This window comes from Bradyrhizobium sp. Kon10 (assembly GCF_055807395.1).
On sequence record NZ_JBVVOZ010000022.1, the window covers coordinates 45,328 to 70,031 of the forward strand.

Below are 24,704 nucleotides of genomic sequence, written 5' to 3' on the forward strand. Positions count from 1 at the left end.
GATGGTGTCGATCGACGCCGGTTAAGGCCGATCCTGTTGTAAAGGTCCAGAGTTGCGGTCCGAGAGGAGATCGATGCCTGCGCACGCACAAGACCTGGTTCTCTCGAATCTGCCGCCGAGCAGGACACAGCAGAAGCTCGCCCTCAGCGTCGCGCTGCTGATAGTGCTGGCGGCGTTCTTCATATCGGCGACAGGAGAGCAGCAGGTCAAATTGGCGGCAGTGGACGCGTTAGTGCCTCTCTATGGCATGGCAATGTTCGTGAGCGACTCGATCACCGCGGTGCTTCTGTTCACGCAATTCTCTATAGTTCGTTCGCGTGCATTGCTGATCATCTCAAGCGGGTATGTTTGGACGGCATTGGTGGTAATCCCCTGGTTGCTCTCGTTTCCAGGGGTGTTTGCACCGCACGGCCTTCTCGGCGGAAGCTCTTCCGAGATCACAGTCTGGCTCTACACCCTGTGGCACGCCGGCTTTCCGATGTTCGTCATTGCCTACGCGCTCTTGAAGACAGCGCAGCCTCCCATGCAACGCAGGAGAATGTCTGCGGGTTCGGCCATCCTGTCGTGCATTGTTGTTACGGCAGCCGCCATATCGGCAGCGACATATCTCCTGATAGCGTTCCAGGCGCACCTGCCACGCTTCATGGAGGACGCGGTGAATTTTTCTGCTTTATGGTATTATATCGCAGTCATAATAGCGTTGTTGAGCATCTTGGCCATTATCTTGCTTTGGATCAGACGGAAGTCGTTGCTCGATCTGTGGCTGATGGTGGTCATGCTCGTTTTCCTAACCGAAGTTCTCATAAGCAGCTTCCCGGTTTCAGCGCGCTTCAGCCTTGGCTGGTATGCTGGCAGGACTTGCAGCCTGCTGTCAGGCAGCCTCATCTTGTTTGTCTTGCTTTACGAGATCACCATTGTTTATGCGCGGCTGATCGGTGCTGTCCGTGCTCAAAGTCGCGAACGCGGCGCGCGTCTGGTTACTGGCGATGCAGTAGCAGCGACGATCGCCCACGAAATCAAACAGCCGCTGGCCGCCATTATGACCAGAGCCGAGACAGGCTTGAGGTGGCTTGATCGCTCGTTGCCCGAGCTCGATAGAGCGAAGGAGCAGTTCAAAGAGATCGTCGCGGATGGCCGTCGCGCGGCTGCCGTGATGGAAGGCATTCGGGCGAACTTCAAGAAAGATGCCCAGATCAGAATCTGGCTCGACATCAACGTGCTTATCGAAGAGACCCTGACCTTGGTACATGGTGATCTGCAGCAGCATCGGATACTCGTTCGCGCAGAGTCGCAAGCGGAGCTACCGCAGATCATGGGAGACCGAATTCAACTTCAGCAAGTACTTCTCAACTTGATCACAAACGCCATCGAGGCAATGGCGGGTAAGGATGGGCTTAGAGTATTGGCGGTCATATCCGAACTAACCAAAGACGGCGGCATAGCCGTATCGGTTGCGGACACCGGTAACGGTATCCCGTCGCAGGAAACTGATCAGATATTCAACCCGCTTTTTACGACCAAACCCAAGGGGATGGGGATGGGTCTGTCGATCTGCCGCTCCATCGTTGAATCTCACGACGGTAACTTGTTGGTGTTCCCAAACTCACCTCAGGGTGCCGTGTTTCAAATGATATTGCACGCGACCAGGGTGACGTCGCGGACGTCGGCCTGACGGACGAACGCTCTCACGTTCTCCTTGAACTTCTCGACATGCGGCCGTCGATAACACCAACGTATGCCCCGGGCGACACCTGCGTTGGATAGAGGAGTCCGGCTCGGCTCGGTACTGTCTTGAGGGATTGAGCCTCAACAAGGTAAGCGTCGGCGAAGCCTTTAGCGGGTCTCATGCGCGGTTTTGCGATTTAAGTCGTGGTTTCCGGTCAATACGCTCACGGCGCCGGAAGCAGGATCACGTTGGTCTGCGACACTACTTCCGCTCACGCGGGAAAAAAAGGAGCCTCAATGAAGAGCGTTCTCTTGGCGAAAGTGGACCGGCGCGATGTGTTTCGCGCCGCGGCCGCGGGGGCGGCTATTGCCGCGGGCGGGACGATCGCGGATCAGGCCGGCGCGGCTCGACCGACCGGCAGTGCCGACAAGCGTAGGGCCCGCTACCAGGGGAACACCCCCGAAGTTCAGAATTACTACCGCGTCAATCGTTATCCTGCCTGGCAGGAGAAATAATCGTGCTTTTCAAAAAATCTGCGCGTGGTCGAGACCACGGGTCCATGTTGGCCGATCGGCCGCGCCACGAACTGGATCGCCGCAGTTTTCTGACCGGTTCCGGTGTCTCCGTCGGAGCGTTGGCGGTGCTGGGCGAACTACCGCTTGGCGGCATTCGCAAGGCGGAGGCCGGTCCGCCCGCTGCGGCGGGCGCCGCGGTCATGACACGCAAGAACATCTGCACGCATTGCTCGGTCGGTTGTTCCGTGATTGCAAAAGTCGCGAATGGCGTATGGATCGGGCAGGAGCCAGACTACGACAGTCCGATCAATCGTGGATCGCATTGCTGCAAGGGTGCTGCGGTGCGCGACGACGTGCTGAGCCGGCGCCGCTTGCGGTATCCCATGAAGCTTGCTGACGGCAGATGGGTTCGGCTGTTTTGGGAACAAGCGATCGACGAGATTGGCGACAAGCTTCTCGAGATTCGCGCGAGGTCCGGACCGGATTCGGTGTACTGGCTCGGCTCGGCCAAGTTCACCAACGAAGCGGCCTATCTTAACCGAAAGCTTGCGGCGTTCTGGGGCACCAACAACTCGGACCACCAGGCACGGATTTGCCACTCCACCACGGTCACCGGCGTTGCCAATACCTGGGGGTATGGCGCGATGACCAATAGCTACAACGATATCCGCAATTCGAAGACGATCTTGATCATGGGCGGAAATCCCGCCGAAGCGCACCCGGTTTCCCTCCAACATATCCTCGAGGGCAAGGAGCTGAACCGCGCCAACATGATCGTCATCGACCCGCGCATGACGCGCACCGCCGCGCACGCCACCGAATACGTTCGGGTGCGCCCCGGTACGCACATCGCGACGATCTATGGCATGCTCTGGCACATTTTTGAGAATGGTTGGGAAGACAAGGAATTTCTCAGCCAGCGGGTTTATGGCGTTGATGAAGTCCGCAAGCAGGTGGCGAAGTGGACTCCGGCGGAGGTGGAGCGCGTCACGGGCTTGCCGGAAGCGCAGGTCAGACACGTCGCCGAAACGTTTGCCAAACAAAAGCCAGCGACGCTGATCTGGGCAATGGGACAAACCCAGTTCACGACCGGCACCGCGAATGTCCGTGCCAGCTGCATTCTGTTGCTGGCGACCGGCAATGTCGGTCATGCCGGAGGCGGCGCCAACATTTTTCGCGGCCATACCAACGTGCAGGGCGCCACCGATCTCGGCCTCGATGTGACGTCGTTGCCGCTCTATTATGGCTTGACCCAGGATGCCTGGCAGCACTGGTGCCGGGTTTGGGAGGTGGACTACGGCTGGATGGCATCGCGGTTCTCCAGCAAGGCCCTGATGGAAGGACCGGGGATTCCGAGCACGCGCTGGTTTGACGCGACGTTGCTGCCGAAGACTCAGGTGACGCAGCCGGATAGCGTGCAGGCGATGTTCATCATGGGTCACGGCGTCAACACCATCACCCGTATGCCGGAGGCCAAGCGGGGAATCGAAAAGCTCGAATTGCTGGTGGTGTGCGATCCGTATCCGACGGCTTGGTCGGTGCTTTCGGAGCGCAAGGACGGCATCTACCTGCTGCCGGCCTGCACCAGCTTCGAGATGGACGGCTCGCGCACGGCCTCAAACCGCTCGCTGCAATGGGGCGAGAAGGTCGTGGAGCCGGTGTTCGAATCGAAGAACGACTACGAGACGATGTACATGCTGGCCCGCAAATTCGGGTTTGCGGACCGGATGTTCAAGAACATCAAGGTCGAGAACGGGGTGGTGTCGGCCGAAGACATCCTTCGCGAGATCAACCGCGGCGGCTGGTCGACCGGCTATTGCGGCCAATCGCCGGAGCGGCTCAAGGCGCACATGAAGAACCAGGCGAAGTTCGACCTCGTCACCATGCGGGCGCCGAAGGACGACCCGGAGGTTGGCGGCGATTATTACGGTCTGCCATGGCCGTGCTGGGGTACGCCCGAGTTCAAGCACCCAGGGACGCCGATCCTCTACAACACCAATTTGTCGATCAAGGAAGGCGGCGGGACGTTCCGCGCGCGTTTTGGCGTCGAGCGCGTCGCCAAGCGCAAGGTGACGGAGAACGGTCTGGAGATCGAAAAAGAAGAGCACGACAACCTGCTCGCCGAGGGCTCCTATTCGGTCGATTCCGAGATCAAGGACGGATATCCGGAATTTACGCTCGCGGTGTTGAAGAAGCTGGGGTGGGACGCGGATCTCACGGCGCAGGAAATGGAGATCATCAAGCGGGTCAATTCCGCCAATCCCGACGCGGTGTCCTGGTCGCTCGATCTTTCCGGCGGCATTCAGCGGGTCGCGATCGAGCATGGCTGTTCGCCTTACGGCAATGCCAAGGCGCGTATGATCGCCTGGAATTTGCCCGATCCGGTTCCTATGCACCGCGAGCCGATTTACACGCCGCGTCCGGAGCTCGTAGCGGACTATCCGACCTTGCCGGATGCGCGACAGTTCCGCGTGCCCAATATCGGCTTCACGGTTCAGAAAGCTGCGGTCGACCGCGGAATCGCCAAAGAGTTTCCCCTGATCCTCAGCTCAGGCCGTCTGGTTGAATATGAAGGCGGCGGCGAGGAGACGCGCTCGAACAAGTGGCTTGCGGAGCTGAAGCAGGAGATGTTCGTCGAAATCAATCCGGCGGATGCCGGTCCGCGCGGAATCAAGGATGGCGGATGGGTTTGGGTGACCGGCGCCGAGAACAGTTCGAGAGCGCGCATGAAAGCGGTCGTGACCGAGCGGGTCGGCAAGGGGGTTACGTGGATGCCGTTTCACTTTGCCGGTTGGTTCGAGGGCAACGATCTGCGCGCCAAATATCCCGCAGGGGCCGATCCCTTCGTACTAGGCGAGAGCGTGAATACGATCATGACCTACGGATACGATCCCGCGACCGGCATGCAGGAAACGAAAGCGACGCTCTGTCAGATCAGGGCGGCGTAAGGGAACAGAGCCATGGCGCGGATGAAATTCCTTTGCGATGCCGAGCGCTGCATCGATTGCAACGCCTGCGTCACCGCCTGCAAGAACGAGAACGAGGTGCCCTGGGGCATCAATCGCCGACGCGTCGTGACCATCAACGATGGCAAGCCGGGCGAACGGTCGGTATCCATGGCGTGCATGCATTGTACCGACGCGCCCTGTGCCGCGGTATGCCCGGTCAGCTGCATCTATCCGACCGAGGACGGTATTGTACTGCACTCCAAGGACCTGTGCATCGGCTGCGGCTATTGCTTCTATGCCTGCCCATTCGGGGCGCCGCAGTATCCCAAAGTCGGCAATTTCGGTTCGCGCGGAAAGATGGACAAGTGCACCTATTGCGCGGGCGGTGGCGGGACGGAAGCGCCCGGCAGCGCCGCCGAGTTCGAAAAATACGGCTCCAATCGCTTCGGTGAAGGCAAGCTGCCGCTGTGCGCCGAGATGTGTTCGACCAAGTCGCTGCTCGCAGGCGACGGCGACATCATTGCCCAGATCTACAAGGAGCGGGTCCTCAAACGTGGTTATGGCTCCGGCGCTTGGGGCTGGATGACCGCCTATCACGGGGATATCGAGATCTGACGGAAAACGCAGGGTGAACGAAATCACCTGGAGTAATGTCGCTATGATATCCCTCGGTCGTATTCGTCTGCTGATAGTTGCGACGCTGCTGCTTTGCGGAACGGTTGCGGTTCCGGCATTTGCGCAGAAGCTCGGCCCGGATGGGGCGCCGAACCCGACGGCGAGCGTTACGCCTCAACGCGATCTGCTGATGCAGGCGCCACGCATCGAGGGGCGGATCGACATTCCGGACCGGAAGGCCAGCGTTTTGATCCAGCCGGCGGGACGGACCTGGGACTATTTCCACGAGGTGCTGCTGCACTGGGGTGCTGCGGTCGTGATCCTCGGCACCATCGTGCTGCTGGCCGCCGCCTATCTCATCATGGGCCGGCTCCGGATTTCGGCGGGGCGGTCCGGACGTACTGTCACCCGATTTCGGGCGTTTGAGAGATTCTCGCACTGGCTGACAGCGGTGTCCTTTGTCGTCCTCGGCCTCACCGGGCTCAACATCACCTTCGGAAAGATCGTGTTGTTACCCGTGGTCGGCCCCGAGGCTTTCTCGGAGATCTCACAAGCTGCCAAGTATGCCCATAATTTCACCGGCTTCTCGTTTGTAGTCGGTCTCGTCCTGATCATCGGGATCTTTTTCAGGGACAATCTGCCCGCGAAGGTCGATATCGAATGGCTCAAGCAAGGGGGCGGGTTCATCAAGTCGAAGCATGCTCCCGCCGGCCGCTTCAATCCGGGCGAGAAGGCGGTCTACTGGCTTTCACTGGCAGCGGGCCTTGCGGTTTCCATATCGGGCTTTCTGCTGCTGTTTCCGTTCTACGAAACCACCATTGCCGAGATGCAACTGGCGCACGTGACGCATGCCGTCGTCGCCGTGCTGTTCATCGCCTTGATCCTTGGCCACATCTATATCGGCACGCTCGGAATGGAGGGGGCGTTCGAGGCAATGGGCACCGGCGAAGTGGATTTCAACTGGGCGAAGGAACATCACGACGTCTGGCTGGCCGAACAATTGGAGAAGGGGAAGGCCGGGTACTCCGTGCCGGCGGAATAGGTCCGCCGCCGCCGTGGTTCATTTCGCGGACATCATCGCCGGAAAGGCAACTCTGTAAAATGCAGGACGGTTCTCAAGCGATTCCGGCAGGCGATGTAGGGGCGGGGATGCTGGCGTTGCGGGCGGCGGCTGCGGTTCCGACGCCGGACGTGCCGTTCGTGCGAGTCGAAAGCTCCGGCACGATCCTGGTGTACGGCCGGGACGAAGTCGCGATCGAAGCCGGTCAAATGCTCGAGCAGCATCTCGACGTCACCGTCCTGATCCTGCCGTCCGGCTTGGTTGCCGGGCTCGGGGCGACCGACTTTCCCGTGGTGAAAGGAAAGATCGCGGTTGCCGGAGGCCATTTCGGCGCTTTTGCGCTAGTCATCGATGATTTTGCCTCGCCTGAGCCAACATTGCGCGGTGGCTTGCGGTATGGACCGTCGCGCAACGGCGCCCAATCCCGTTGCGATATCATTCTGGACCTTTCCGGCGGATCGCCGCTATTTTCGGGAGCCGATCTTCGTGACGGCTATCTGCGCGTCGATCCCGGCAATCGATCCGCGGTGCTGGAGGCCGTGCTCAAGGCGCGAGACCTCACGGGTGCGTTCGAGAAACCCCGATACGTCGGCTTCAATGCATCGCTATGCGCGCATTCGCGTTCGAATATCGTCGGCTGCAGCCGTTGCCGTGATCTTTGTCCGGCGGGTGCCATCCAGCCGGCAGGCGATCACGTCGCAATCGATCCGAACATCTGCGCCGGATGCGGGCAATGCGCCGCGGCTTGTCCGACAGGTGCCGCATCCTACGCGATGCTGCCGCCGGATGTGTTGGTGCGAAAGCTCCGCACGATGTTGCTCACCTATCACGCGGCCGGAGGTATGCATCCGGTGGTCCTGTTCCATGACGAGGCGCACGGCAGCCCCATGCTCGACGCCCTGGCACAGTTCGGCGACGGACTGCCTGCGCATGTGCTGCCGTTCGCCGTCAACGAGACCACCCAGGTTGGGCTGGAAGGCATCGTGGCGGGCTTTGCATATGGCGCATCGGCTATCCGCTTCCTGCTGCGGGGCAGGCCCCGTCACGACGTCTCCGGCTTGAGGCAGACGGTCGCGCTGGCGGAACCGATCCTGCAAGGGCTGGGCTTCGCCGGGCCTCGTCTTGCAATGCTCGAGACCGACGATCCGGATGTCGCCGATATTGCCTTGCGAGAGATTCCATCCATGCCATCGGCGCCGCGGCCGGCGAGCTTTCAGCCCACCGGGGGCAAGCGCGAAGTCGTGCGCTTCGCCCTGCGCGAACTCCATCGGGCGGCTCCCGATCCTGTCGAGGTTATCGCGCTGCCAAAGCGGGCGCCGTTCGGAGCGATCGAAGTTGATGCGGGTAACTGCACGCTTTGCCTGTCCTGCGTGTCGGCATGTCCGACCGGCGCGCTGCGGGACGACCCGGAGCGGCCGATGTTGCGCTTCGTCGAGGACGCGTGCGTGCAATGCGGGCTCTGCCAGGTGACCTGTCCGGAACAGGTCATCACCCTAAAGCCCCAGATCGACTTCCGCGCGGCGACGGCGCCTGCACGTGTGCTGAAGCAGGAGGAGCCGTTTTGCTGCATCCAGTGCGGCAAGCCGTTCGGAGTGAAGAGCACCATCGATCGTGTCGTGGCCAAACTCGAGGGCAGACACTGGATGTATGCGGCTTCGTCGCGCCGCATCGACCTGATCAAAATGTGCGAGGATTGCCGAGTTGCCGTGGTCTCCGAGGGGCATTTCGATCCCTATGGTGCGCCGGATCGCGCGCTTCGAACCACCGACGATTACCTGCAGGAAGGCGATCTCGCCGACAAGCGAGGGCCGCGCCCATGAAACTGCTGCGGACCATTCAACTCGACGCCTCCGATTCGTTTGTTTTCGACCGGGCCGCGGCTCCAGGCGAATGGGCGGTATCCGGCGCATTCGCCTTTCTCAATCGGGACATTCCGGCGCTGCGGGGCAAAACCCGGACGGCATTTCGTGCCGGGTTTTTGGGAATTGGCTCGCTCGGTCGCTCGACCCTGGTTCAGATCGTCGACGCGACGGAGCAGGACCATGCCGATGTCGTTGAATTGCTCGCCGCGCAACTGGTCCGGAAGTTTGGTGCGCCTGATCTGGCATCCGCGCGCGAGGCGGCGAGGGAAGAGGTCGCCTTTGCGGCCTCGCTCTGTGATCATCCTGATGGCGTCATCGTCGCCGTGACGCGGACCCTCGAGGGCGGCTCGATCCACGAGGCATTCCGCTCGCTACGTCCCGCCGCGCAATCGCCGTCGCGGGCCTTCAGTTTCGTGGAGATCGTCGGCGAGCAGGATGCGGACGAGCATCTCGATCTTGCAACGCTCCGGAAAGGAGGACGACCTTGAGCGCGAAGCACGATTTCTGGCTCGGTTGCGGCCATCACCTGCTCGATCGCGACGCCACGAAAAGACTGGTGGTCACGGACGAATTCTTGAAGGTGTATCTGGCACGCGCCGAACTGGTGCCGCCACCCGAAGCCTGCCTGGCTGAACGGTCGCTCTACGACATCTTGCTGCACAATCCGCGGCAGGCGGTGACCTCGTCGCAGATTGCTGCGATGGCGGACCCGGATGCGCGCGAGAACTGGGAGGTGATGATTGCCTGGCGCGATCATCTGGTGAGGCATCGCACCCTTGAATCGGCCTATCTGGATATCATGCGACGAAATATCAGGCTGCCGCAGGTTTTTATAGGGCAGTTGATACAGGTCATTCTACGCAATGCGCTGAACGATTGCGACGATGCCCTTGTTCTGCGCGCTGCCGAGATGTTCTTTCGTACGCAGAAGCTGGCAGTAGAAGGCAACTCGATCATCGCCTGGGACGAGGAGGCGAGTGTCGATCGGCGGCACCAGTCACCGCTGTTTGCCTTGCTGGGATTGCCGGCAGCCGTCGAGGCCGACGTGCTCAGCGATGCCACTGCCAGCAGTTACTGGGAGCGCAGCGACCGGTTCGACGTCGGGCTTGACCTGACGGCCGGACAACGTGGATCGGCCGCGTTGGGCGATGTAATCGCGCGCTGGATATCGCATTTGCTCGCGGTGAACGTCGCGGTCGAACCGGTGGCGGAACTGCGCGACGAACCGCTGTCGTGGTATGTCGGGTTGAGTGCCGACGCGACTCGGATCGGCGACGCGATCTGGAACGGAAATGACGTGGACAGCGAGCTGCGGGCGCGCCTGGTCGGCCTGTACCGGCTGGATTTCCGCGATCCGTCGGATGTGATCGAGAAGGTCAGGGGGGAGCCGGTATACTTGCTGGCAGCCATGACGGCCGACGAAGAGCTGCGGTTGAAGCCGCAAAATCTGGTGACCGGCTTGCCAATCCGTTGTGAGGAGGCCGCGAATTGAGATCGACGACACTTGAAAGCGTTCCGGTGGGTGTCGTCGTCGAACGGCGCCGGGCGAAGAGTGTTTGGGCCGAGTTTCTCTGGCGGCCGGTTTCGGTGTTCGCCGGGACACCTTCGGCTGAACCGTGGACGGCGCTCGATGTGCAGGCGGAAAGCATGCTGTTCTACGCGGGTGAGGCCCTGATCGAACTTCACCGAACTGAGACGGCCTATTACCGCGATAATCTCGCATGCGGGACGCCGAAACTGTGGGTGGTGCTCGGCCCGACCGGATCCGACCGGCCGTACGAGCTGCTGGCGGTGACGGCCGATCCGGCGCAGGGGGAGGCTTTCACGGATGCGGGCAACAACCTCGTCGAGGCGGTGCCAATGCCGCAGGACATTCTGGCGATCGTCGGTCAATTCATCGCAACGCATCACGTTGAGCGGCCCTTCATCAAGCGCCGGCGCCAGCCCGCTGAATTCGATCGCCAAAAGGACGGGCAGGGGAACGGGACATGACGGCGCCAGAAAGCTCGCTCTCACGATGGTCGCGGTTGAAACGCGAGGCCGTTTCCAAGCGGCAGGCAGACACCGGGCAGGACGACACCCTGGCTGGTTCAGCCGGACCGGAGAACACGGAGCCTGAAACGGGATCGGGTGAGGGGCCGGTCGATCCGCTGGAGTTACTATCGGTTGACACCATCACCATCGATACCGACATTCGTGCCTTTCTGAAAAGCCGGGTGCCGGCTGAACTGACCCGCGCGGCGTTGCGCCGGGCCTGGATCAGCGACCCGGCCATTCGCGATTTCGTCGGCATTGCGGAAAACCAATGGGACTTCAACGATCGAACCGCCATATCGGGCTTTGGTCCGCTGTTCGAATCCGATGACGTACCGGCGCTTCTCGCGCAGGCGTTTGGTCAGCCCGCCGAATCGGTCACCGCCATGGCCGAGTTGCCGACGGCATTGGAAGCGCCGGCGGAAGCGGGAATTGTCACGGAAATCGAAGCGCCAGATCTGCCTGACCTGCCGGCCGCATCGAGTGAAACCGCTGACGAGGGCGCGGCGGTCGAGCAACCCGTTGCGGAACTGGAAGGTGGCGCGCCGTCGAAGCGCCGAACACATGGCGGCGCATTGCCGCGATAGGGAGTTCCAGATTGGCCGCAGTACCGGTAGCAGACGAGGACCGAACGATGCGGGAGCGCACTGCGCGCGGTTCTGACAGACATGTCGTCGATGAACTGGATCGCGCTCGTGCCCGCGAATACGCACTGCTGGCGAAGTTGCTGGCCCGGGGGCCCAGTCGCGAGTTGCTCGGCCGCCTGTCGGCGCTGCAGGGCGACACCACGCCGCTCGGCACGGCGCATGCGGCGCTCGCCGAGGCTGCGCGCCGATCCAGCGAAGCGGGCGCTGCGCGCGAATATTTCGACGTGTTCGCAGGACTGGGCCGGGGCCAGATCCTGCCTTACGCGTCCCAATATCTCACCGGCTCGCTGTACGGCCGGCCGCTGGTGGAATTGCGCGAGGCTTTCCAGCTTCTCGGTATCGAGCGGGTGAACCCGTCCGAACCCGAGGATCACATTGCAACCCTTTGCGAGACGATGGCGGGCTTGGTCGGCGGCGCCATCACCGGTCCGGACGGCTGCGATCGTGATTTCTTCGCAAAGCACCTGGCAACATGGGCACGGCGCTTTTTCGCCGATCTGGAGCGCGCGCACCCGGCCGTCTTCTACGTAAGTGTCGGCTCACTGGGCCGTGCGTTCGTGGAGATCGAGACCGGGGCCTATTCACTTCCTGCCTGATGGCAGGGCAACAGGGGAAAGATCATGCGATCGTTCATCGTGGCCTGCCTAGTCGCCACCGCCATAGCCGTAGGTTCCGCCGCGGTTCTCGACGCCTTTGTACAGCAACCGTCATCGGCCGCTTTCGCGGAAGGCAGCGTGAGACGCTGACCTTGTGCTCGCAAAAGAGCCGTCGCTAATCGACCTCTCCCCTGAACCATTTGCCAGCACCGCAGACCTATCTAGGGACCGCGAAAACGGAGGCCCACCATGATGCGCCTGACTATCGCTGCCATCGCCGTGGTCGCATTGCTTGCTGCCGGGGGCATGATGACGCGTTGGCCCTCGACCTCCGTCGAGCTGGCCTCCGGAACCGCCGCCATGCCGTCTTTGCAGGAACTACATGTCACGGCCGAAGTACACAAGCTCCCCGTACAGGAGATCGACGATCAAGCCCTGGTCTATACCGCCCAGGGAAAGCATTGAACGCCCCGGCTGACTCGCGGTCACGGTGCAACTCAGCCAGTCCCTGCATCAACGCGGCGGCGCCCAGGCATTGCTGCGACCCCATCGATTTCGATCATCGCTGCCGTCGCGAGCGGTCTTGCCGTAACATTCCGCGTCAATGCCTGATGCGGTCGCCAGGCACTGCTCGTAGCTTGTGAAGCCGCAATCCGAGCCGCGCGTATCGAACGTCATGAAATAGTGCCCCGCGGGCACCGCCGGCCCGGCGTATGCCGCAGAGTCTCACATGTTGGCCAGTGCAAGTGCTGAAAAAGCGGTGGCCGATACCACTGTCAATTCGCGAATTGTCTTCGTGGTCATTCTCCCGAAATAATCCCTGCCGCCTTTTGGTAGATGGCGGAACACGATCGCGAGATCGATGTTCAGAAAGATGCAAGCGCATAACACGCTCGTATGATTGGTGGCTGCTCTTCCCAGGCAAGGTATCGGCCCCGCGCCGATCTCGCGCAAGCGCGATGTGGTTGCGATCGAGAGCGGGAAGGCGCCTGATCTCGCTCTGATCTTCTGCTAACTTGTGCATTCAATTCGTGCCGGCCACAACCGCTGACCGATCATACTTGATGCGATCGGAGTTCTCCGAGTGTGGTATGGCCGCGTACGCAAATAGCTCGCAGTATCACCGTTTCGCAGAGCCAAAAGTCGCTCTGTCGTGACGCGAGCGGATTTCGTTTGGACACGATTTCACAGTTGGTCCTGGATGGCATCGGCGGCTTTGCCTTGCCCTACCTGGTCGGACGCGTCGTGACTGGCGTGTTCTTTGTCTTTTCGGGCTACCACAAACTTACGAATGCCGAACGCCGCGCCGCCCCGGTGGCGACACTGCGGGACTGCAACATCCCGTTTGTTTCGCTGATGCAGTGGGTTGTTCCCGGGCTTGAATTCGCAGGCGGCCTGGGTCGCGTTTGGCCTGCTGACGCCCCTTGCAGCGCTAGGCCTCGCTGTGATCTGTCTTATCGCAGCCTGCGCCGACGGTATCCGCCAGGTGCGTTAGCCGCAATCGACAAGGCCGACAAGATAGACGACGCTCTCTATCTCCCGGAGGTCCCGTATATCGTGCTGCTGGCCATGTTTGTGGCCAATCGCGTCGGACCGTTCAGCCTGGACGCGATGCTGAGACACTTGACGGGGTGACGCGCCCATTTCGCCGAAATGTTCAGCGCGAGCACCCGGGGATTTGCGTCACGCGCAACGATCGGCAACCGCGGCGTCGCCTCCGATCGGGAGGGTAAGGTGAAAATCCGCGCCACGCGATCGATCGTTGGTGGCCCACAAGCGGCCTCCATGCCCTTCAACGATGGTGCGGCTTATTGACAGGCCGATGCCAACGCTGCGGGTTTTGGTGGTGACAAAGGCATTGAAAATCTGAGTCGTCAGCCGCGGCGGCAGCCCAACGCCCGTATCGCTGACGGACACCGCGACCTGTCCGCCTTCCACCTGCTCGGACTTTATGACGAGTTCTCGGGTTCCGTCCGCATCGCCCATGGCCTCCATGCCGTTGATCATGAGATTCATCAGAACCTGCATCAACTGCGTGCGGTCTCCCGAGACCGGGGAAAGATCGTCCATGAGCTCGGTACGGATCGACACCGCATATCGTGCAGCCTCGCCGTGCAGCAGGATGACCATCTCCCGAATGACATCGTTCACGTCAACCAACTCGCGCAGCGGCGCGCCGTGGTCGAAGAGTTGCTGCATACGGGCGACCGTCTCTGAAGCGCGTATTCCGTCCTTTACGATCATGCTTGCGATCGCGCGGGCCCTCTCGATATTCGGCACTTCATGCGAAAGCCAGCGCATGCAAGTCTCGGCATTTATCATGATGGCGCCAATCGGATGATTCACTTCATGCGCCAGAGACGACGTCAGCTCTCCCATGGCGGTGATCCGGCTGACACGTGCCAAATCCGCTTGCGCCTGGCGCAACCGTTCTTCCGCCCGCTTACGATAGGCAATTTCGCTCTGCAGCGTTTCATTTGCGCGCAATAGCTCCGTGGCGCGCTCTTTCAGGCGATTTGCGACGATTGCGAGGCTGCGATACAAACGCGAGTGCTCCAGAACAAGTATGGCGAGTACGAAACTTGCAGCCAGTGCACCGTAGATTCGTCCCGCGTAGAAACCCAGGTCATAGCGACCGCCGTTCAGGTAGGAGCTCAGGGTGATGTCGCAGAACCAATAGCCCATCACGACCATAAGCCATAGATTCAGCAGGTTGCGTCGAGGGCGCGCCGCCAGCAAGACGAAGGCGCCCAGGACTAGTAGGATGTCGACGAGATTGACGATCCTTTGCCAGGGCGTAAAACCGGTTCTATCCAGCATCGGTGGCAGCAGGTGCGCATTTTCGGTGCCCCACGTCGCAGCGAACCAACATCCGAACACGACGCCGACGACTGCGGTCACTGCCCTCGCAATCGAGATACGCGGCGGAGCGGCAATCCCATGACTACTGTCTTGAAGCAGGGCATAGAGGATCACGACGAGCGGGAAACCGCCGTGCCAGAATACACAGAGCCATAACGCTGTCTGCGGTCCCGCGCCGAGCAGACCGGTATCCGAAAACATACCGGGAAACACCATAAGTTGAACGGCACTCATCAGTGAGGCAAACAGATACCCGCTCGCCAACAGCAGCAATGCGCGCGAGCGCAGGATGTTGAACTGGCCAAAGAGAATGATGGCGGTCGTGAGATCATTGAGGGTGGATACGGCGTTATATACAGCAACGAAAGCAGGCGAGGGCTGCATGGGCGCGCGCACATAGGGAATGCAGGCAACAAAGACGGCGGCCGAAATCGCTGTTAACGCAAGGCAAAAACGCAACTCGCGAGATCCTACCGCGGCCCGCGACAGGAAGGCGCCGTCGTCGTCCACAGAAATGCTCATTGCTTCGCCAGGACGCACATTGTCGATTTCATGATCCGCTCGCCGACCCCAGCAATCACCAGCCGGCGGGACTACGTTTCACCCCGGTGGCGTATCGACGTAATCTCACATAGTCCTCCGAATGGAGAACTCCGCTCTCGCCGGCCGCGATTAAGCCCGCTGAGGAAGAACCGATTGCGACGATCTCCCGATCGTCTTTTTTCCATCCTAGAGATGCGTCATATGCTCTGCGACCGAACCTTGGTAGACGCTAGATCATACCAATGTATGAGCCGCAGCAATGATCGATAGGGCCCTGTTCCTACGATTGCTCTGGCCAACCCTCGCCTATCCAGCACAGCTCAATCCAGCTTCTTAACGGACCACTAACCCTGCTCCCGTCGGCACCGAATGGGCAAGTGGCAGTCATTCCTTTGCGAGAGGTTGACGGCTTTCAGTCATAAAATGCCGGCAGCACTTTCAGCATATCGGTCTGTGCCTTATCATGATTGATGAATAGTTTGGCGTGGTACGTCGCCATCATTCTCCGGACCTTGTCCATTGAGGCGATTGACGCCGCTTTGTCCGTGTTCAGGGACGGCACGATGTTTCTCTCGAAATTCTCCGCGAGATGCACAACATCCCCGGACAAAAGGATAAAACCCGAATTCTTCAGGTGAACCAACAGGGACTGGCTTCCTGGCGTGTGTCCTGGTGTCGAGACCAGAGTGATACTGCCATCGCCGAGCAGGTCTGTATCGCCGTCGACCAACCGGAGGTCTTTTGGCTTGCCCATGAGCTTGCGCGCGAGGGCCTTCAATTGATTCACATTGTTGTTCGCGCCGTCTGGAGAGTAGATCCACTTGTGCTCGGCTCGCTGCATCACAATTGTTGAATTGGGAAATAGGCCAACGTTGCCGATGTGGTCGCCATGCGTGTGGGACAGCACAACATAGGTGATGTCGTTTATCTTGAGTCCGAGGTCTGCAAGCTGACCTGTTATCGTCTTGTCGAGGTGGTACACGATCAATTTAGGGAGGGTCGACCAGCCCTTGGGGTCGTTCAGGGTCGATTGAGGAACACCCGTATCCCAAAGCACCCATTGATTTTTGTGTTCTATCAGCCAGCAAGTTGACGAGAACTCAATGCTCTTTCCTGCGTTCTCGCCCGGGGTCCACACCGACTCGTCGTTGGCAAGAGAGTGGCCGCAGTCCACCCGATAAAGTTTCTCGACAAAACCGGCCGTCGTCGGGTCGGGCAGGTTCTCGTCGGTCGCTCCAGCCAACGCGCGAGCGGTTGAGAATGCGGACACGATCAGGATTGACATGATGGCTATTCTTGTCCGCTTCAACATCAATCATCCTCCGCTCGGAAGCTCAAACCGGTCATGACGCAGCCCCGGGTCGCACCGCCCTCCTTCACGCTAACAAAGCAAAGAGGAAAAGATATCACCTGTGAGGGTCCGTTCTCTAACACCTCTAGATTACCGTCCGCAGTCGTCGCTCGACGCGGGTCATCCGGTTCCGTGCCGGGGTTCACCGGTCAAAAAAAGGTACTCGACGCCGTTCGATTCGGGGGCGCGAACGGGCAGAAGTAAAGCATGAGCGCAGAACTGAAAGTGGTCATCGTTACGGAGCGTCAAGGCGAGCGTAGTCGAACGTGGTGCCTATCTGGTGAAGGCTGCGGGCTGATCGAACCGCTAATATCGCCGCCGCCCGTTCTTCGGAAATCAGGCATGGCACCACCATTGTCGAGTGGCCGGTAGACGAACTCTCGTGCCCGCTGATGACGGGCACCTATTTGTGTAGACGCAAACGGGCTCTAGATCTCAGGCGATCAATCGCGAGAAGAGGCCGTAAGATCCGCAGGTCGCCTTCGTGCGTTTTCCCATCGGCACCACGTTTCCACCACTCCGCGGCACCAGGGGCACGACTGCGGCCCTCGCGAGGTCTTCCAGGGCGGCCGCAATGTATTTCGCGTAGTGCCGCTCGATCATCTTAACCGAGGTGTTGTGCAGTTTGGCGACCGGTTAGCGCACAGCCTTTCTCTCTGCCGGTAGCCCTCTACTCCCTGAGGTGGGCAGCCGCGGTCAAGACTATGCCACGAGTGAGCGAAATGTAAGCTGCTCACGAAGTGTGCTCGGAACGGTGACCAATTCCGGTAAGTGGATGTCTGCATTTGGCCCTTGGGTCGCGGAAAGACCTGTCTCGTCGGATGTCAGGGCCACCCGGACCACGTCTCTGAACTCGTTCTCAGTCGCCAGCCAGCGCTTCTCCGCATGCCCGTCTGCGCCCCGGACGGTGACACGCGCGCTGTACATGGTGAGCCGTCGTTAAGCGAGTTTTTGATCGTTCCGCCGTGACCAGTTCGATAGCCGGAAAGCGACGCTTGAAGTCCAGCAATGTGGCGCGCAAATTGCCTGCTGACATAGATGTGCAAAACCCAACGCGCAGGTATTCTGGTTCGCACCCGCCGCTGGATGTCCGCGTTTTCATAAGGGCATCGATCTGCTCCAGGATAGTTCTCGCAGCCCGCAAGACATTTCGACCGGCGGGCGTCAACCTCACTCCGCTGCTCGAACGCTCGAACAGCATCATCCCGATCGACTGCTCGAAGTGCTTGATAGACCTGCTGAGCGCCGAATGGCGAACGGAGAGCAATTCCGCAGCCCGTCGGAAGCTACCGCAATCGGCCGCGGCGACTGCGGATCGGAGATGATGGAGATCGACGTTGTTGATGGTGGCGCGGCTAGTATCGCCGTCCTTTGATGCGTTGATATTCATCCCAGAGAGCCGAGCAAGACCACATTTTCGACGGGCCAAGAATCTTTCGATCTCAGCTTTAGGTTGTAAATTCAACCAAGAGATGATGACAGATTTATGAATACAAATGCCAGCGTCCAAGCAGGAGCGCCGAACTGGAGCCGCGCAAATCACACGGACCCGCCGTATTTTTCCGCCAAGTGAGTAGTGTGGCGTATTGCGGCGTGCAGAAAGGTCGGAGCTGGTGGGCCCAAGCCTCAGGTGACGGGAGGCGGCTGTTGGCGCAAAGCGCAGGCAATTACCCCATATTCGAAGGCGATCTGCGGTACCGGCGGATCGTTGCTTTTTCGTGAGTTGAACCACAGAGTAAATAACGAGCTCACTAGCGCTATCTGCACGATTTCAGGCAAAGCGGTGGAGTCGGATGACGTGGCAGTGAAGGCCGCGCTCCTCGACGTGGTAGAACTCCTGGATGGCTACGCTGATGTTCGCAAGGCACTACGCATGCCGGATCCTGGGCACCTGGGCTTGTCAGCACTGAAAACCACTTCCATCCCGCATACTTGTCGCCGGTTTGACGTACGTGTGTGTAGCGCTTGAGACTCGACCAAGAACGATGCCCGGACACAGCAGCCACTTGAGGAATATTGCGACCTAGCTCGAATAGTCTCGAAATACCATCGTGACGAAGATCATGCAGGTGCAAGTCGATGATCTCCAGGAATTGGCACGCGCGCGTGAAATTCGTTCCAATGGTGTCGCCGCAATACGGAAAAATTTCTGCGCGCCTCTTGGGCATGGAGAGAATGATTTGAAGCGCTTCCGGCGGAAGATCGCACCATACGTCATTTCCTATCTTCTCTCCGGGGTTCTTCATATCTCGGATCAAAACACGGCTTCCTTCCACATCAAGATCTGTCCATGATATTCGCGTAATCTCCTCGAGGCGACGCGTTGAAAAAATGGCAAAGCCAATGATCTTCTGCATCGGAATGGAGGATGGTCGGCGCTTCAGCCGTTCGCCGAAATATTCGAGAAGGTTGTCGAGCTCTTCGAGGGCCGGACGTCGATCGCGCTCGCGGCTCTTGCCCGCAATACCGAGGCGCTTCGCGACTACGAAGGCGTCCTTCATGGCGGTCTGATCAAGCGGGTATGCCCATGCCGGTTTGGCCACGGCGAAGACCGCCCCCAAATGTGAGAGGTAGTTGCCGACAGTTGACGGAGCGACGTTGACTATCAGTTCATTTGCAAGTGCTACGACGTCGGTGCTCGTGATCTCCGAGCACCTCTTGTTCGCTATGTCGTAGTTCTTGATCGCTCGCAGAACCTGCGCCTTCGTGCGCCCAATCTTCCTTATTGATTCATCTGTGTAGCGGTCGATAACAACAGCTAGGGTCGGATCCGGCGCTTCGAGACGTTCGAGCGCCCCGGGTTTGGCAAGTTCCCTTTCCCGTTTTTCGAGCCAGGCTGAGGCTGCCTGTCGCCGATCGAACGTTCGATTCTCCCGATGCACGATCTTGCCAGCTCGCTTAATAAGGAGCTGGGCTTGATATCCTGTAGAGCCATCGCTTCGTTTGCGTTGGACGACCGTTCCCATCTCGGAGGCTCCGTTTCGGTACTGCATGGAGGTATTCGGTACTGCGCCGCAGTACTCAAGGTACCAAAATGGACGAAAATGGCCAAAAAACGAGCTGAATACAAAAATTCAGGAATGCCGGTAAATAGCTGAAATGACCGAAAAAACTACGAAATTGTACGATTTTCCATTCTCCGTCGCGCCGATGATGGATTGGACCGACCGGCATTGCCGGGTGTTCCACCGTCAGCTGACGCGGCGGGCGCTGCTCTATACGGAGATGCTGACCACCGGCGCCGTGATTCATGGCGATCGGAGGCGGCTGCTCGGGTTCGATGCGGTCGAGCATCCGGTGGCGCTTCAGCTGGGTGGCTCGGATCCGCGCGAGCTCGCGCTGGCGGCACGGATCGGCGAAGACTTTGGTTATGACGAGATCAATCTCAATGTCGGCTGCCCGTCGGATCGCGTGAAAGACGGCCGCTTTGGCGCGTGCCTGATGGCGGAGCCGCAGCTTGTGGCCAGATGCGTCGATGCGATGAAGGCCGCCGTTGCCGTGCCCGTCACCGTGAAGTGTCGCATTGGCATCGATGACCAGGATCCGGAAGAGGCTCTCGATGCGCTTGCGCGCGCAGTTATCGCCGCGGGCTGCGACGCACTCATCGTGCATGCCCGGAAAGCCTGGCTCAACGGTTTGTCGCCGAAGGAGAACCGGGACATCCCGCCGCTCGATTATGATCGTGTCTATCGCCTCAAACGCGCGGTGCCCGATGTGCCCATCATCATCAACGGCGGCATCCTGAGCATCGACGAGGCGAAGGCGCATCTCGCGCATGTCGACGGCGCGATGCTTGGCCGGGCCGCCTATCAGGAGCCGTGGCGACTCCTCTCTGTCGATCCGGATATTTTTGACGAGGCGGCGCCGCATGCGACGATGCAGGACGCGCTCGAGGCGATGATGCCCTATATCGAGGCGCAGCTCGCGCGGGGCACGCGGCTGCACGCCATCACGCGCCACTTCGTCGGCGCATTCCACGCCGTGCCCGGCGCGCGCGCCTTTCGACGCCATCTCGCCGAGCACGGTACCAAGCAGGGGGCTGGTGTTGAGGTGCTGCGCGAGGCGATCGCGCGCGTTGGCGCCCGTGCACCGGCAGAGGCTGCCTAGCCGTAGCCGCCCGGAAGAGCTGGAACGCGAGTCCGGCCCTTCGTCGGCCGATCCTCAATCGACTGCCGTGCGCGCGCGTCGGTGGCTGCCCTGCAGCTCGGGATAGCCAGTGAGCATCAGTGTATCGGAATGCACGCCCCAGCTCTCCAGACGATCAAGGAAGCTCATGCCGAGCAGATTGGTCTTCATCTGCCCGCGCTGCACGACGAGGGCCGGCACTGACTTTTCGACGAGGTGTCCGACGGCAAGACGGTCGATCGTGAGCCGGGCCGCCTTGGTGTGGCCGCCCGCGGTCTCGAGATCGACGTCATATTCGAGCATCTCGAGCGGCAGCCCGATCGCCTTCGCGGTCTCCCAGGTGAGCACCACCGAGGTGGCGCCGGTGTCGATCACCATCGGTGCGGCGACGCCGTTGATCTTGGCGCGGAGCGCGAACTCGCCGCCCTGGCCGCGCTGAATTTGCACGGCAGGGACTGGGGACGCGGTCTGTCCGCGAAACATATGCGAGACTGTGTGGCTGGCGCGCGCGATCTGGTCGGGATCGCCATAGGCGACGACGGCACCGGCGGTGGCGGCCAGCATGATGAGAACGAACAGGAAGCGGATCATCGCATGCTCCCGAAGCCGCGCAGCCTGGTCAGGTGCGCCGTGTCGATCCGGCGATCGGTTGCAATCCGGCTTCCGTCATGCGCGTCGGCAGCAGCGCCATCACTGCGAGCCGTTCCGCACTCTCCATCGCATGCCAGCGCGCGATCTCCGGCAAGGTGCGGCCGCAGCCGAAGCACAGCTTGCTCTGGGGATCGATCATACAGACGGCGATGCACGGGGTTTCTCTGCTCATCCTGGCATTTTGAGGGATTGTTGGGCATGTCTGCAAGCATGTGTTTAGGAGCCGGTGCCTGCGCTCATGATCGGCTTGTGGCGTGGCCTTCGTTTCTCGTCGGGAACGACGGAACTGTCCGGCTGGAGCGGCGGAGAATCCTCCGACAGCGGCGCCAGCGCGCTCATCACGCGCTCCGGCGGGAAGGTGACGATCACCTCGGTGCCGATGCGCAGCTTGGACTTCAGCGTGAACGTGCCGCCATGCAGGTCGATCAGGTTCTTCGCGATGGGCAGGCCGAGCCCTGCGCCCTGTTCGGCCGATTTGATCGAGTTGGAGCCCTGGCCGAACGAGGCGAGCACGACCGGGATCTCGTCCTCGGGAATTCCGGAGCCGGTATCCTTGACGGAGAGATATTGCCCACCCGAGGCAGTCCAGCCCGCCTTGAGCCAAATCTCGCCGCCCTGCGGGGTGAACTTGATCGCGTTTGAGAGCAGATTGAGCACGACCTGACGGATCGCGCGCTCGTCGGCCCAGAGCCGCGGCATGGCCTGCTCGAACACCTCGTGAATGGTGATGCCGCGGCTCGAAGCGCGCAGCTTCATCAGGTGATGACAGTCGGCAACGATGCCGACCAGCGACACCGCTTCCTCGTTCAACTCGTAGCGCCCGGCTTCGATCCGCGACAGGTCGAGGATCTCGTTGATGAGGTTGAGCAGGTGCACGCCGGAACTATGGATGTCGCCGGAATATTCCTTGTAGACCGGCACTGCATGCGCGCCAAAAATCTCGCTCTTCATCACCTCGGAGAAGCCGAGGATGGCGTTCAGCGGCGTGCGCAGCTCGTGGCTCATCTGTGCCAGGAAGCGCGATTTGGCGACGTTGGCGGATTCGGCGCGGTGCCGCGCCTCGTCCGAGATCGCCTTGGCCTGCTCGAGCTCGCCGATCAGCGCGTCCTTCTCGGCGCGCGCTTCGAGCGTTGCGAACGTCGAGGAGTGCAGCTGGTGTGCCAGCAGTATGAAATAGCCTTCAGCCGCGAGCGCCAGCGCGGCCAGGATGTAATCGTCCAGCGAACCGCTCATCGCAAAGCTCAGCGCCATCGCGACCGCAACAGGCGCGGTGGCGGCGAGGGCCGCGATCGGCAAATTGGCGGCGAGCATGCTCGATACTGCGATCACCAGCAGCATCAGGAACATCATCAGCGTTTCCGTGACCGTGTCGAGCACGGGATGGATCAGGATCGCCATCCAGCACAGGCCATAGAGCAGGTCGAGCACGACGAAGCGTGTCCGCCAGGCGCGCGTGGCCGCGGGCGAGGCAGGCTCGGTCAGGAAGCGCCGGCAGCTGCGGATCATCGCGACGTGGATACAGAACATGCCGGCAGTCCAGGCCGCGGCCGGAATGGGCTGCATCCACAGCCCGAACAGCACGCCGGTGGCCACCACCAGCAGCATCACGACATAAGAGGCCGAGAGCCGCGTCTGCGCATATTGGCGCAGCAGCTCGGCGTCGAAGGCCGGCCGGGTTCCGCTGGTCGACGTTAACTTATCGCGCGCCTCGCGCACCCGCTGCGCCGCAGCCCTTCGGCTGCTCGCTGACGGAGCGCTGACTGGCTCGGCCGGAAGCTGCACAACCTCAGGCTTTTCAGCGGGGTTACTCATCAAGCAACACGATTCCTGCCCGCGTTGGACGCGGGCCTTCTGCATTGTCTATCTCTGGCAAGAAATCGTTAAGAGCTGACTTAAGGAGCTAAAGAATTACGTTAACGGGGTGTTAATTTTGAACTGGCGAGTGCCTTCAGTGCAGCCAAGCATGCTGCGCGACGTAGACCACCGCGCCTGCCAGATATCCCGCCAGCGCCGGCACCGCGATGCGGCGCGCGTACCAGAAGAACTCGATCTTCTCGAGGCCCATCGCAGCGACGCCTGCGGCCGAGCCGATGATCAGGATCGAGCCGCCGGTGCCGGCGCAATAGGCGATGAACTCCCAGAGGAAGCTGTCGGGCGGATAATGTGCGAGGTCGTACATGCCCATGGTCGCGGCCACCAGCGGCACGTTGTCAATGACGGCGCTGAGCAAGCCAAGCACGACCACGATGACGTCCTGGCGGCCGAGCGTGGCGTCCAGCCATTTGGCCAGCATCGACAGCAAGCCGGTATGTTCGAGACTGGCGACCGCGAGCAGAATCCCGACGAAGAACACGATCGAGCCCATGTCGATCCGCGTCAGCGCATGCGCGAGCGAGAGCGGACGGCGCACATGCTCGTCCTTGTCGCGATGCACGATCTCGCCGACCAGCCAGACGATGCCAAGCCCGAGCAGGACGCCCATGAATGGCGGCAGATGCGTGACGGTCTTGAAGGCGGGCACCGCGATCAGTACGCCGAGTCCGAGACAGAACATCAGGTTTCGCTCGAACCGGTTTACCGCGAGCAATCCGTTGTCTTTGGGCGGCGCCGAGATGGTCTTGCCCTTCAGCGAAAGGCTGATGAAGGCGAGCGGCACGAGCAGATTGACCAGCGAGGGCAGCAGCACCGCGCCCATGATCTTGAGCGGCGAGATCTGGCCGCCGATCCACAGCATGGTCGTGGTGACGTCGCCGATCACGGTCCACGCACCGCCGGCATTGGCGGCGATCACGACGAGGGAGGCGAACAACAGCCGGTCCTCGCGCCGGGCGATCAGCCGCTGGATCAGCGAGATCATGACGATGGTCGTCGTCAGATTGTCAAGGATCGAACTCAGGAAGAACGCCACGAAGCCGACCAGCCACATCAGCTTGGCCTGGCTGGTGGTGCCGATGCGGGAGGTGATGACCTCGAAGCCGTCATGGGCGTCGATCACCTCGACGATGGTCATCGCCCCGATCAGGAAGAACACGATCTGTGCGGTGGAGGCGACGGACTCGTCGAGCTGACGGCCGACCAGTACGTGATCGTCGGTCGCAGTCGCGTAGATTGTCCAGAGCAGGCCCGCGCCGAGCAGCGCAGACGCGCTCTTGTTGATCCCGATCGGATGCTCGAGCGCGATCGCCGCATAAGCGAGGACGAAGATGGCGGCGAGCGCGATCAGCAAGGC

At 60.8% G+C, this 24,704-nt stretch carries 23 protein-coding genes and 1 pseudogene; 14 read left to right on the forward strand and 10 right to left on the reverse strand.

All coding sequences use genetic code 11. The features are described 5' to 3' along the window. Window positions 1–73: 73 nt before the first annotated feature. From AC0L2O_RS25920 to AC0L2O_RS25975, 12 genes are all read left to right on the forward strand, one after another. On the forward strand, window positions 74–1,672 hold the full coding sequence (locus AC0L2O_RS25920) for a sensor histidine kinase (protein ID WP_473371711.1): 1,599 nt from the start codon (window positions 74–76) through the stop codon (window positions 1,670–1,672). Between the two features lie 290 nt (window positions 1,673–1,962). Continuing rightward, window positions 1,963–2,181 (forward strand): hypothetical protein, encoded by a 219-nt coding sequence (locus tag AC0L2O_RS25925; RefSeq protein WP_473371712.1) that lies wholly within the window; start codon window positions 1,963–1,965, stop codon window positions 2,179–2,181. 44 nt (window positions 2,182–2,225) lie between these two features. Then, entirely contained in the window at window positions 2,226–5,129 is a 2,904-nt protein-coding gene (locus AC0L2O_RS25930) for a formate dehydrogenase subunit alpha (protein WP_473371713.1), read from the forward strand. A 12-nt stretch (window positions 5,130–5,141) separates the two neighbouring features. After that, the gene (gene fdh3B / locus AC0L2O_RS25935; RefSeq protein ID WP_473371714.1) at window positions 5,142–5,744 is read left to right on the forward strand and encodes a formate dehydrogenase FDH3 subunit beta; all 603 of its coding nucleotides are present in this window, start codon (window positions 5,142–5,144) and stop codon (window positions 5,742–5,744) included. Between the two features lie 43 nt (window positions 5,745–5,787). After that, the gene (locus AC0L2O_RS25940) at window positions 5,788–6,786 is read left to right on the forward strand and encodes a formate dehydrogenase subunit gamma (RefSeq protein ID WP_473371748.1); all 999 of its coding nucleotides are present in this window, start codon (window positions 5,788–5,790) and stop codon (window positions 6,784–6,786) included. A gap of 107 nt (window positions 6,787–6,893) precedes the next feature. After that, a complete protein-coding gene (locus tag AC0L2O_RS25945; protein WP_473371715.1) occupies window positions 6,894–8,624 on the forward strand; it encodes a 4Fe-4S binding protein in 1,731 nt (576 codons plus the stop codon). Beyond that, window positions 8,621–9,154: a DUF6505 family protein gene (locus AC0L2O_RS25950; RefSeq protein ID WP_473371716.1), complete on the forward strand. Its 534-nt coding sequence runs from the start codon at window positions 8,621–8,623 to the stop codon at window positions 9,152–9,154. Before AC0L2O_RS25945 ends, AC0L2O_RS25950 begins: the two co-directional genes overlap by 4 nt. Further along, window positions 9,151–10,158, forward strand: coding sequence for a DUF6352 family protein (locus AC0L2O_RS25955; protein ID WP_473371717.1), 1,008 nt, complete (start codon window positions 9,151–9,153; stop codon window positions 10,156–10,158). The genes AC0L2O_RS25950 and AC0L2O_RS25955 overlap by 4 nt, the downstream gene beginning before the upstream one ends. Further along, window positions 10,155–10,658, forward strand: coding sequence for a DUF3305 domain-containing protein (locus tag AC0L2O_RS25960; RefSeq protein WP_473371718.1), 504 nt, complete (start codon window positions 10,155–10,157; stop codon window positions 10,656–10,658). The genes AC0L2O_RS25955 and AC0L2O_RS25960 overlap by 4 nt, the downstream gene beginning before the upstream one ends. Further along, on the forward strand, window positions 10,655–11,287 hold the full coding sequence (locus AC0L2O_RS25965) for a DUF3306 domain-containing protein (protein WP_473371719.1): 633 nt from the start codon (window positions 10,655–10,657) through the stop codon (window positions 11,285–11,287). The genes AC0L2O_RS25960 and AC0L2O_RS25965 overlap by 4 nt, the downstream gene beginning before the upstream one ends. Before the next feature lie 47 nt (window positions 11,288–11,334). Beyond that, on the forward strand, window positions 11,335–11,943 hold the full coding sequence (locus AC0L2O_RS25970) for a TorD/DmsD family molecular chaperone (protein WP_473371720.1): 609 nt from the start codon (window positions 11,335–11,337) through the stop codon (window positions 11,941–11,943). A gap of 249 nt (window positions 11,944–12,192) precedes the next feature. Further along, window positions 12,193–12,408 (forward strand): hypothetical protein, encoded by a 216-nt coding sequence (locus AC0L2O_RS25975; protein ID WP_085385909.1) that lies wholly within the window; start codon window positions 12,193–12,195, stop codon window positions 12,406–12,408. 48 nt (window positions 12,409–12,456) lie between these two features. On the opposite strand, the gene AC0L2O_RS25980 is transcribed toward AC0L2O_RS25975, so the two are convergent. Next, a complete protein-coding gene (locus AC0L2O_RS25980) occupies window positions 12,457–12,621 on the reverse strand; it encodes a DUF3551 domain-containing protein (RefSeq protein WP_473371721.1) in 165 nt (54 codons plus the stop codon). Window positions 12,622–13,116: 495 nt separating this feature from the next. On the opposite strand from AC0L2O_RS25980, the gene AC0L2O_RS25985 reads away from it, so the two are divergent. Then, window positions 13,117–13,578, forward strand: coding sequence for a DoxX family protein (locus AC0L2O_RS25985; RefSeq protein WP_473371722.1), 462 nt, complete (start codon window positions 13,117–13,119; stop codon window positions 13,576–13,578). A gap of 48 nt (window positions 13,579–13,626) precedes the next feature. Here AC0L2O_RS25985 and AC0L2O_RS25990 read toward each other — a convergent pair whose 3' ends face one another. The 5 genes and pseudogenes from AC0L2O_RS25990 to AC0L2O_RS26010 form a co-directional block, all read right to left on the reverse strand. Further along, a complete protein-coding gene (locus tag AC0L2O_RS25990; RefSeq protein WP_473371723.1) occupies window positions 13,627–15,327 on the reverse strand; it encodes an MASE4 domain-containing protein in 1,701 nt (566 codons plus the stop codon). 433 nt (window positions 15,328–15,760) lie between these two features. After that, a complete protein-coding gene (locus AC0L2O_RS25995) occupies window positions 15,761–16,633 on the reverse strand; it encodes an N-acyl homoserine lactonase family protein (protein ID WP_473371724.1) in 873 nt (290 codons plus the stop codon). A gap of 501 nt (window positions 16,634–17,134) precedes the next feature. Continuing rightward, a pseudogene (locus tag AC0L2O_RS26000) lies at window positions 17,135–17,332 on the reverse strand (hypothetical protein); the annotation flags it as partial. Between the two features lie 226 nt (window positions 17,333–17,558). Further along, window positions 17,559–18,209, reverse strand: coding sequence for a LysR family transcriptional regulator (locus AC0L2O_RS26005; protein WP_473371725.1), 651 nt, complete (start codon window positions 18,207–18,209; stop codon window positions 17,559–17,561). Between the two features lie 247 nt (window positions 18,210–18,456). Further along, complete coding sequence (locus AC0L2O_RS26010) at window positions 18,457–19,665, reverse strand: tyrosine-type recombinase/integrase (RefSeq protein ID WP_473371726.1); 1,209 nt, start codon at window positions 19,663–19,665, stop codon at window positions 18,457–18,459. A gap of 133 nt (window positions 19,666–19,798) precedes the next feature. Between AC0L2O_RS26010 and dusA the strand changes: the two genes are divergently transcribed. Beyond that, window positions 19,799–20,806, forward strand: coding sequence for a tRNA dihydrouridine(20/20a) synthase DusA (gene dusA / locus AC0L2O_RS26015; protein ID WP_473371727.1), 1,008 nt, complete (start codon window positions 19,799–19,801; stop codon window positions 20,804–20,806). A gap of 54 nt (window positions 20,807–20,860) precedes the next feature. Here dusA and AC0L2O_RS26020 read toward each other — a convergent pair whose 3' ends face one another. The 4 genes from AC0L2O_RS26020 to nhaD all read right to left on the reverse strand — a co-directional run bounded on the left by AC0L2O_RS26020 (window position 20,861) and on the right by nhaD (window position 24,701). Further along, window positions 20,861–21,415 carry a TIGR02281 family clan AA aspartic protease gene (locus AC0L2O_RS26020; protein ID WP_473371728.1) on the reverse strand — a complete coding sequence of 185 codons (555 nt, stop codon included), beginning with the start codon at window positions 21,413–21,415 and terminating at the stop codon, window positions 20,861–20,863. Between the two features lie 28 nt (window positions 21,416–21,443). Beyond that, complete coding sequence (locus AC0L2O_RS26025) at window positions 21,444–21,647, reverse strand: DUF1289 domain-containing protein (protein WP_473371729.1); 204 nt, start codon at window positions 21,645–21,647, stop codon at window positions 21,444–21,446. A gap of 44 nt (window positions 21,648–21,691) precedes the next feature. Beyond that, window positions 21,692–23,287, reverse strand: coding sequence for a sensor histidine kinase (locus AC0L2O_RS26030; protein WP_473371730.1), 1,596 nt, complete (start codon window positions 23,285–23,287; stop codon window positions 21,692–21,694). Window positions 23,288–23,423: 136 nt separating this feature from the next. Then, on the reverse strand, window positions 23,424–24,701 hold the full coding sequence (gene nhaD, locus AC0L2O_RS26035; RefSeq protein WP_473371731.1) for a sodium:proton antiporter NhaD: 1,278 nt from the start codon (window positions 24,699–24,701) through the stop codon (window positions 23,424–23,426). Window positions 24,702–24,704: the final 3 nt, after the last annotated feature.

Excerpts from the sequence above, each read along its gene's own strand:
- AC0L2O_RS25950 (WP_473371716.1), top strand. The coding sequence starts at position 8,621 with ATGAAACTGCTGCGGACCATTCAACTCGACGCCTCCGATTCGTTTGTT.
- AC0L2O_RS25920 (WP_473371711.1), top strand. The coding sequence starts at position 74 with ATGCCTGCGCACGCACAAGACCTGGTTCTCTCGAATCTGCCGCCGAGC.
- AC0L2O_RS25980 (WP_473371721.1), bottom strand. The coding sequence starts at position 12,621 with ATGACGTTCGATACGCGCGGCTCGGATTGCGGCTTCACAAGCTACGAG.
- AC0L2O_RS26020 (WP_473371728.1), bottom strand. The coding sequence starts at position 21,415 with ATGATCCGCTTCCTGTTCGTTCTCATCATGCTGGCCGCCACCGCCGGT.
- AC0L2O_RS26030 (WP_473371730.1), bottom strand. The coding sequence starts at position 23,287 with ATGAGTAACCCCGCTGAAAAGCCTGAGGTTGTGCAGCTTCCGGCCGAG.
- AC0L2O_RS26010 (WP_473371726.1), bottom strand. The coding sequence starts at position 19,665 with ATGGGAACGGTCGTCCAACGCAAACGAAGCGATGGCTCTACAGGATAT.
- AC0L2O_RS25990 (WP_473371723.1), bottom strand. The coding sequence starts at position 15,327 with ATGAGCATTTCTGTGGACGACGACGGCGCCTTCCTGTCGCGGGCCGCG.
- AC0L2O_RS25995 (WP_473371724.1), bottom strand. The coding sequence starts at position 16,633 with ATGTCAATCCTGATCGTGTCCGCATTCTCAACCGCTCGCGCGTTGGCT.
- AC0L2O_RS25945 (WP_473371715.1), top strand. The coding sequence starts at position 6,894 with ATGCTGGCGTTGCGGGCGGCGGCTGCGGTTCCGACGCCGGACGTGCCG.
- AC0L2O_RS25925 (WP_473371712.1), top strand. The coding sequence starts at position 1,963 with ATGAAGAGCGTTCTCTTGGCGAAAGTGGACCGGCGCGATGTGTTTCGC.
- AC0L2O_RS25970 (WP_473371720.1), top strand. The coding sequence starts at position 11,335 with ATGCGGGAGCGCACTGCGCGCGGTTCTGACAGACATGTCGTCGATGAA.
- AC0L2O_RS25975 (WP_085385909.1), top strand. The coding sequence starts at position 12,193 with ATGATGCGCCTGACTATCGCTGCCATCGCCGTGGTCGCATTGCTTGCT.
- AC0L2O_RS26025 (WP_473371729.1), bottom strand. The coding sequence starts at position 21,647 with ATGAGCAGAGAAACCCCGTGCATCGCCGTCTGTATGATCGATCCCCAG.
- fdh3B (WP_473371714.1), top strand. The coding sequence starts at position 5,142 with ATGGCGCGGATGAAATTCCTTTGCGATGCCGAGCGCTGCATCGATTGC.
- AC0L2O_RS25965 (WP_473371719.1), top strand. The coding sequence starts at position 10,655 with ATGACGGCGCCAGAAAGCTCGCTCTCACGATGGTCGCGGTTGAAACGC.
- AC0L2O_RS25940 (WP_473371748.1), top strand. The coding sequence starts at position 5,788 with ATGATATCCCTCGGTCGTATTCGTCTGCTGATAGTTGCGACGCTGCTG.
- dusA (WP_473371727.1), top strand. The coding sequence starts at position 19,799 with ATGACCGAAAAAACTACGAAATTGTACGATTTTCCATTCTCCGTCGCG.
- AC0L2O_RS25930 (WP_473371713.1), top strand. The coding sequence starts at position 2,226 with ATGTTGGCCGATCGGCCGCGCCACGAACTGGATCGCCGCAGTTTTCTG.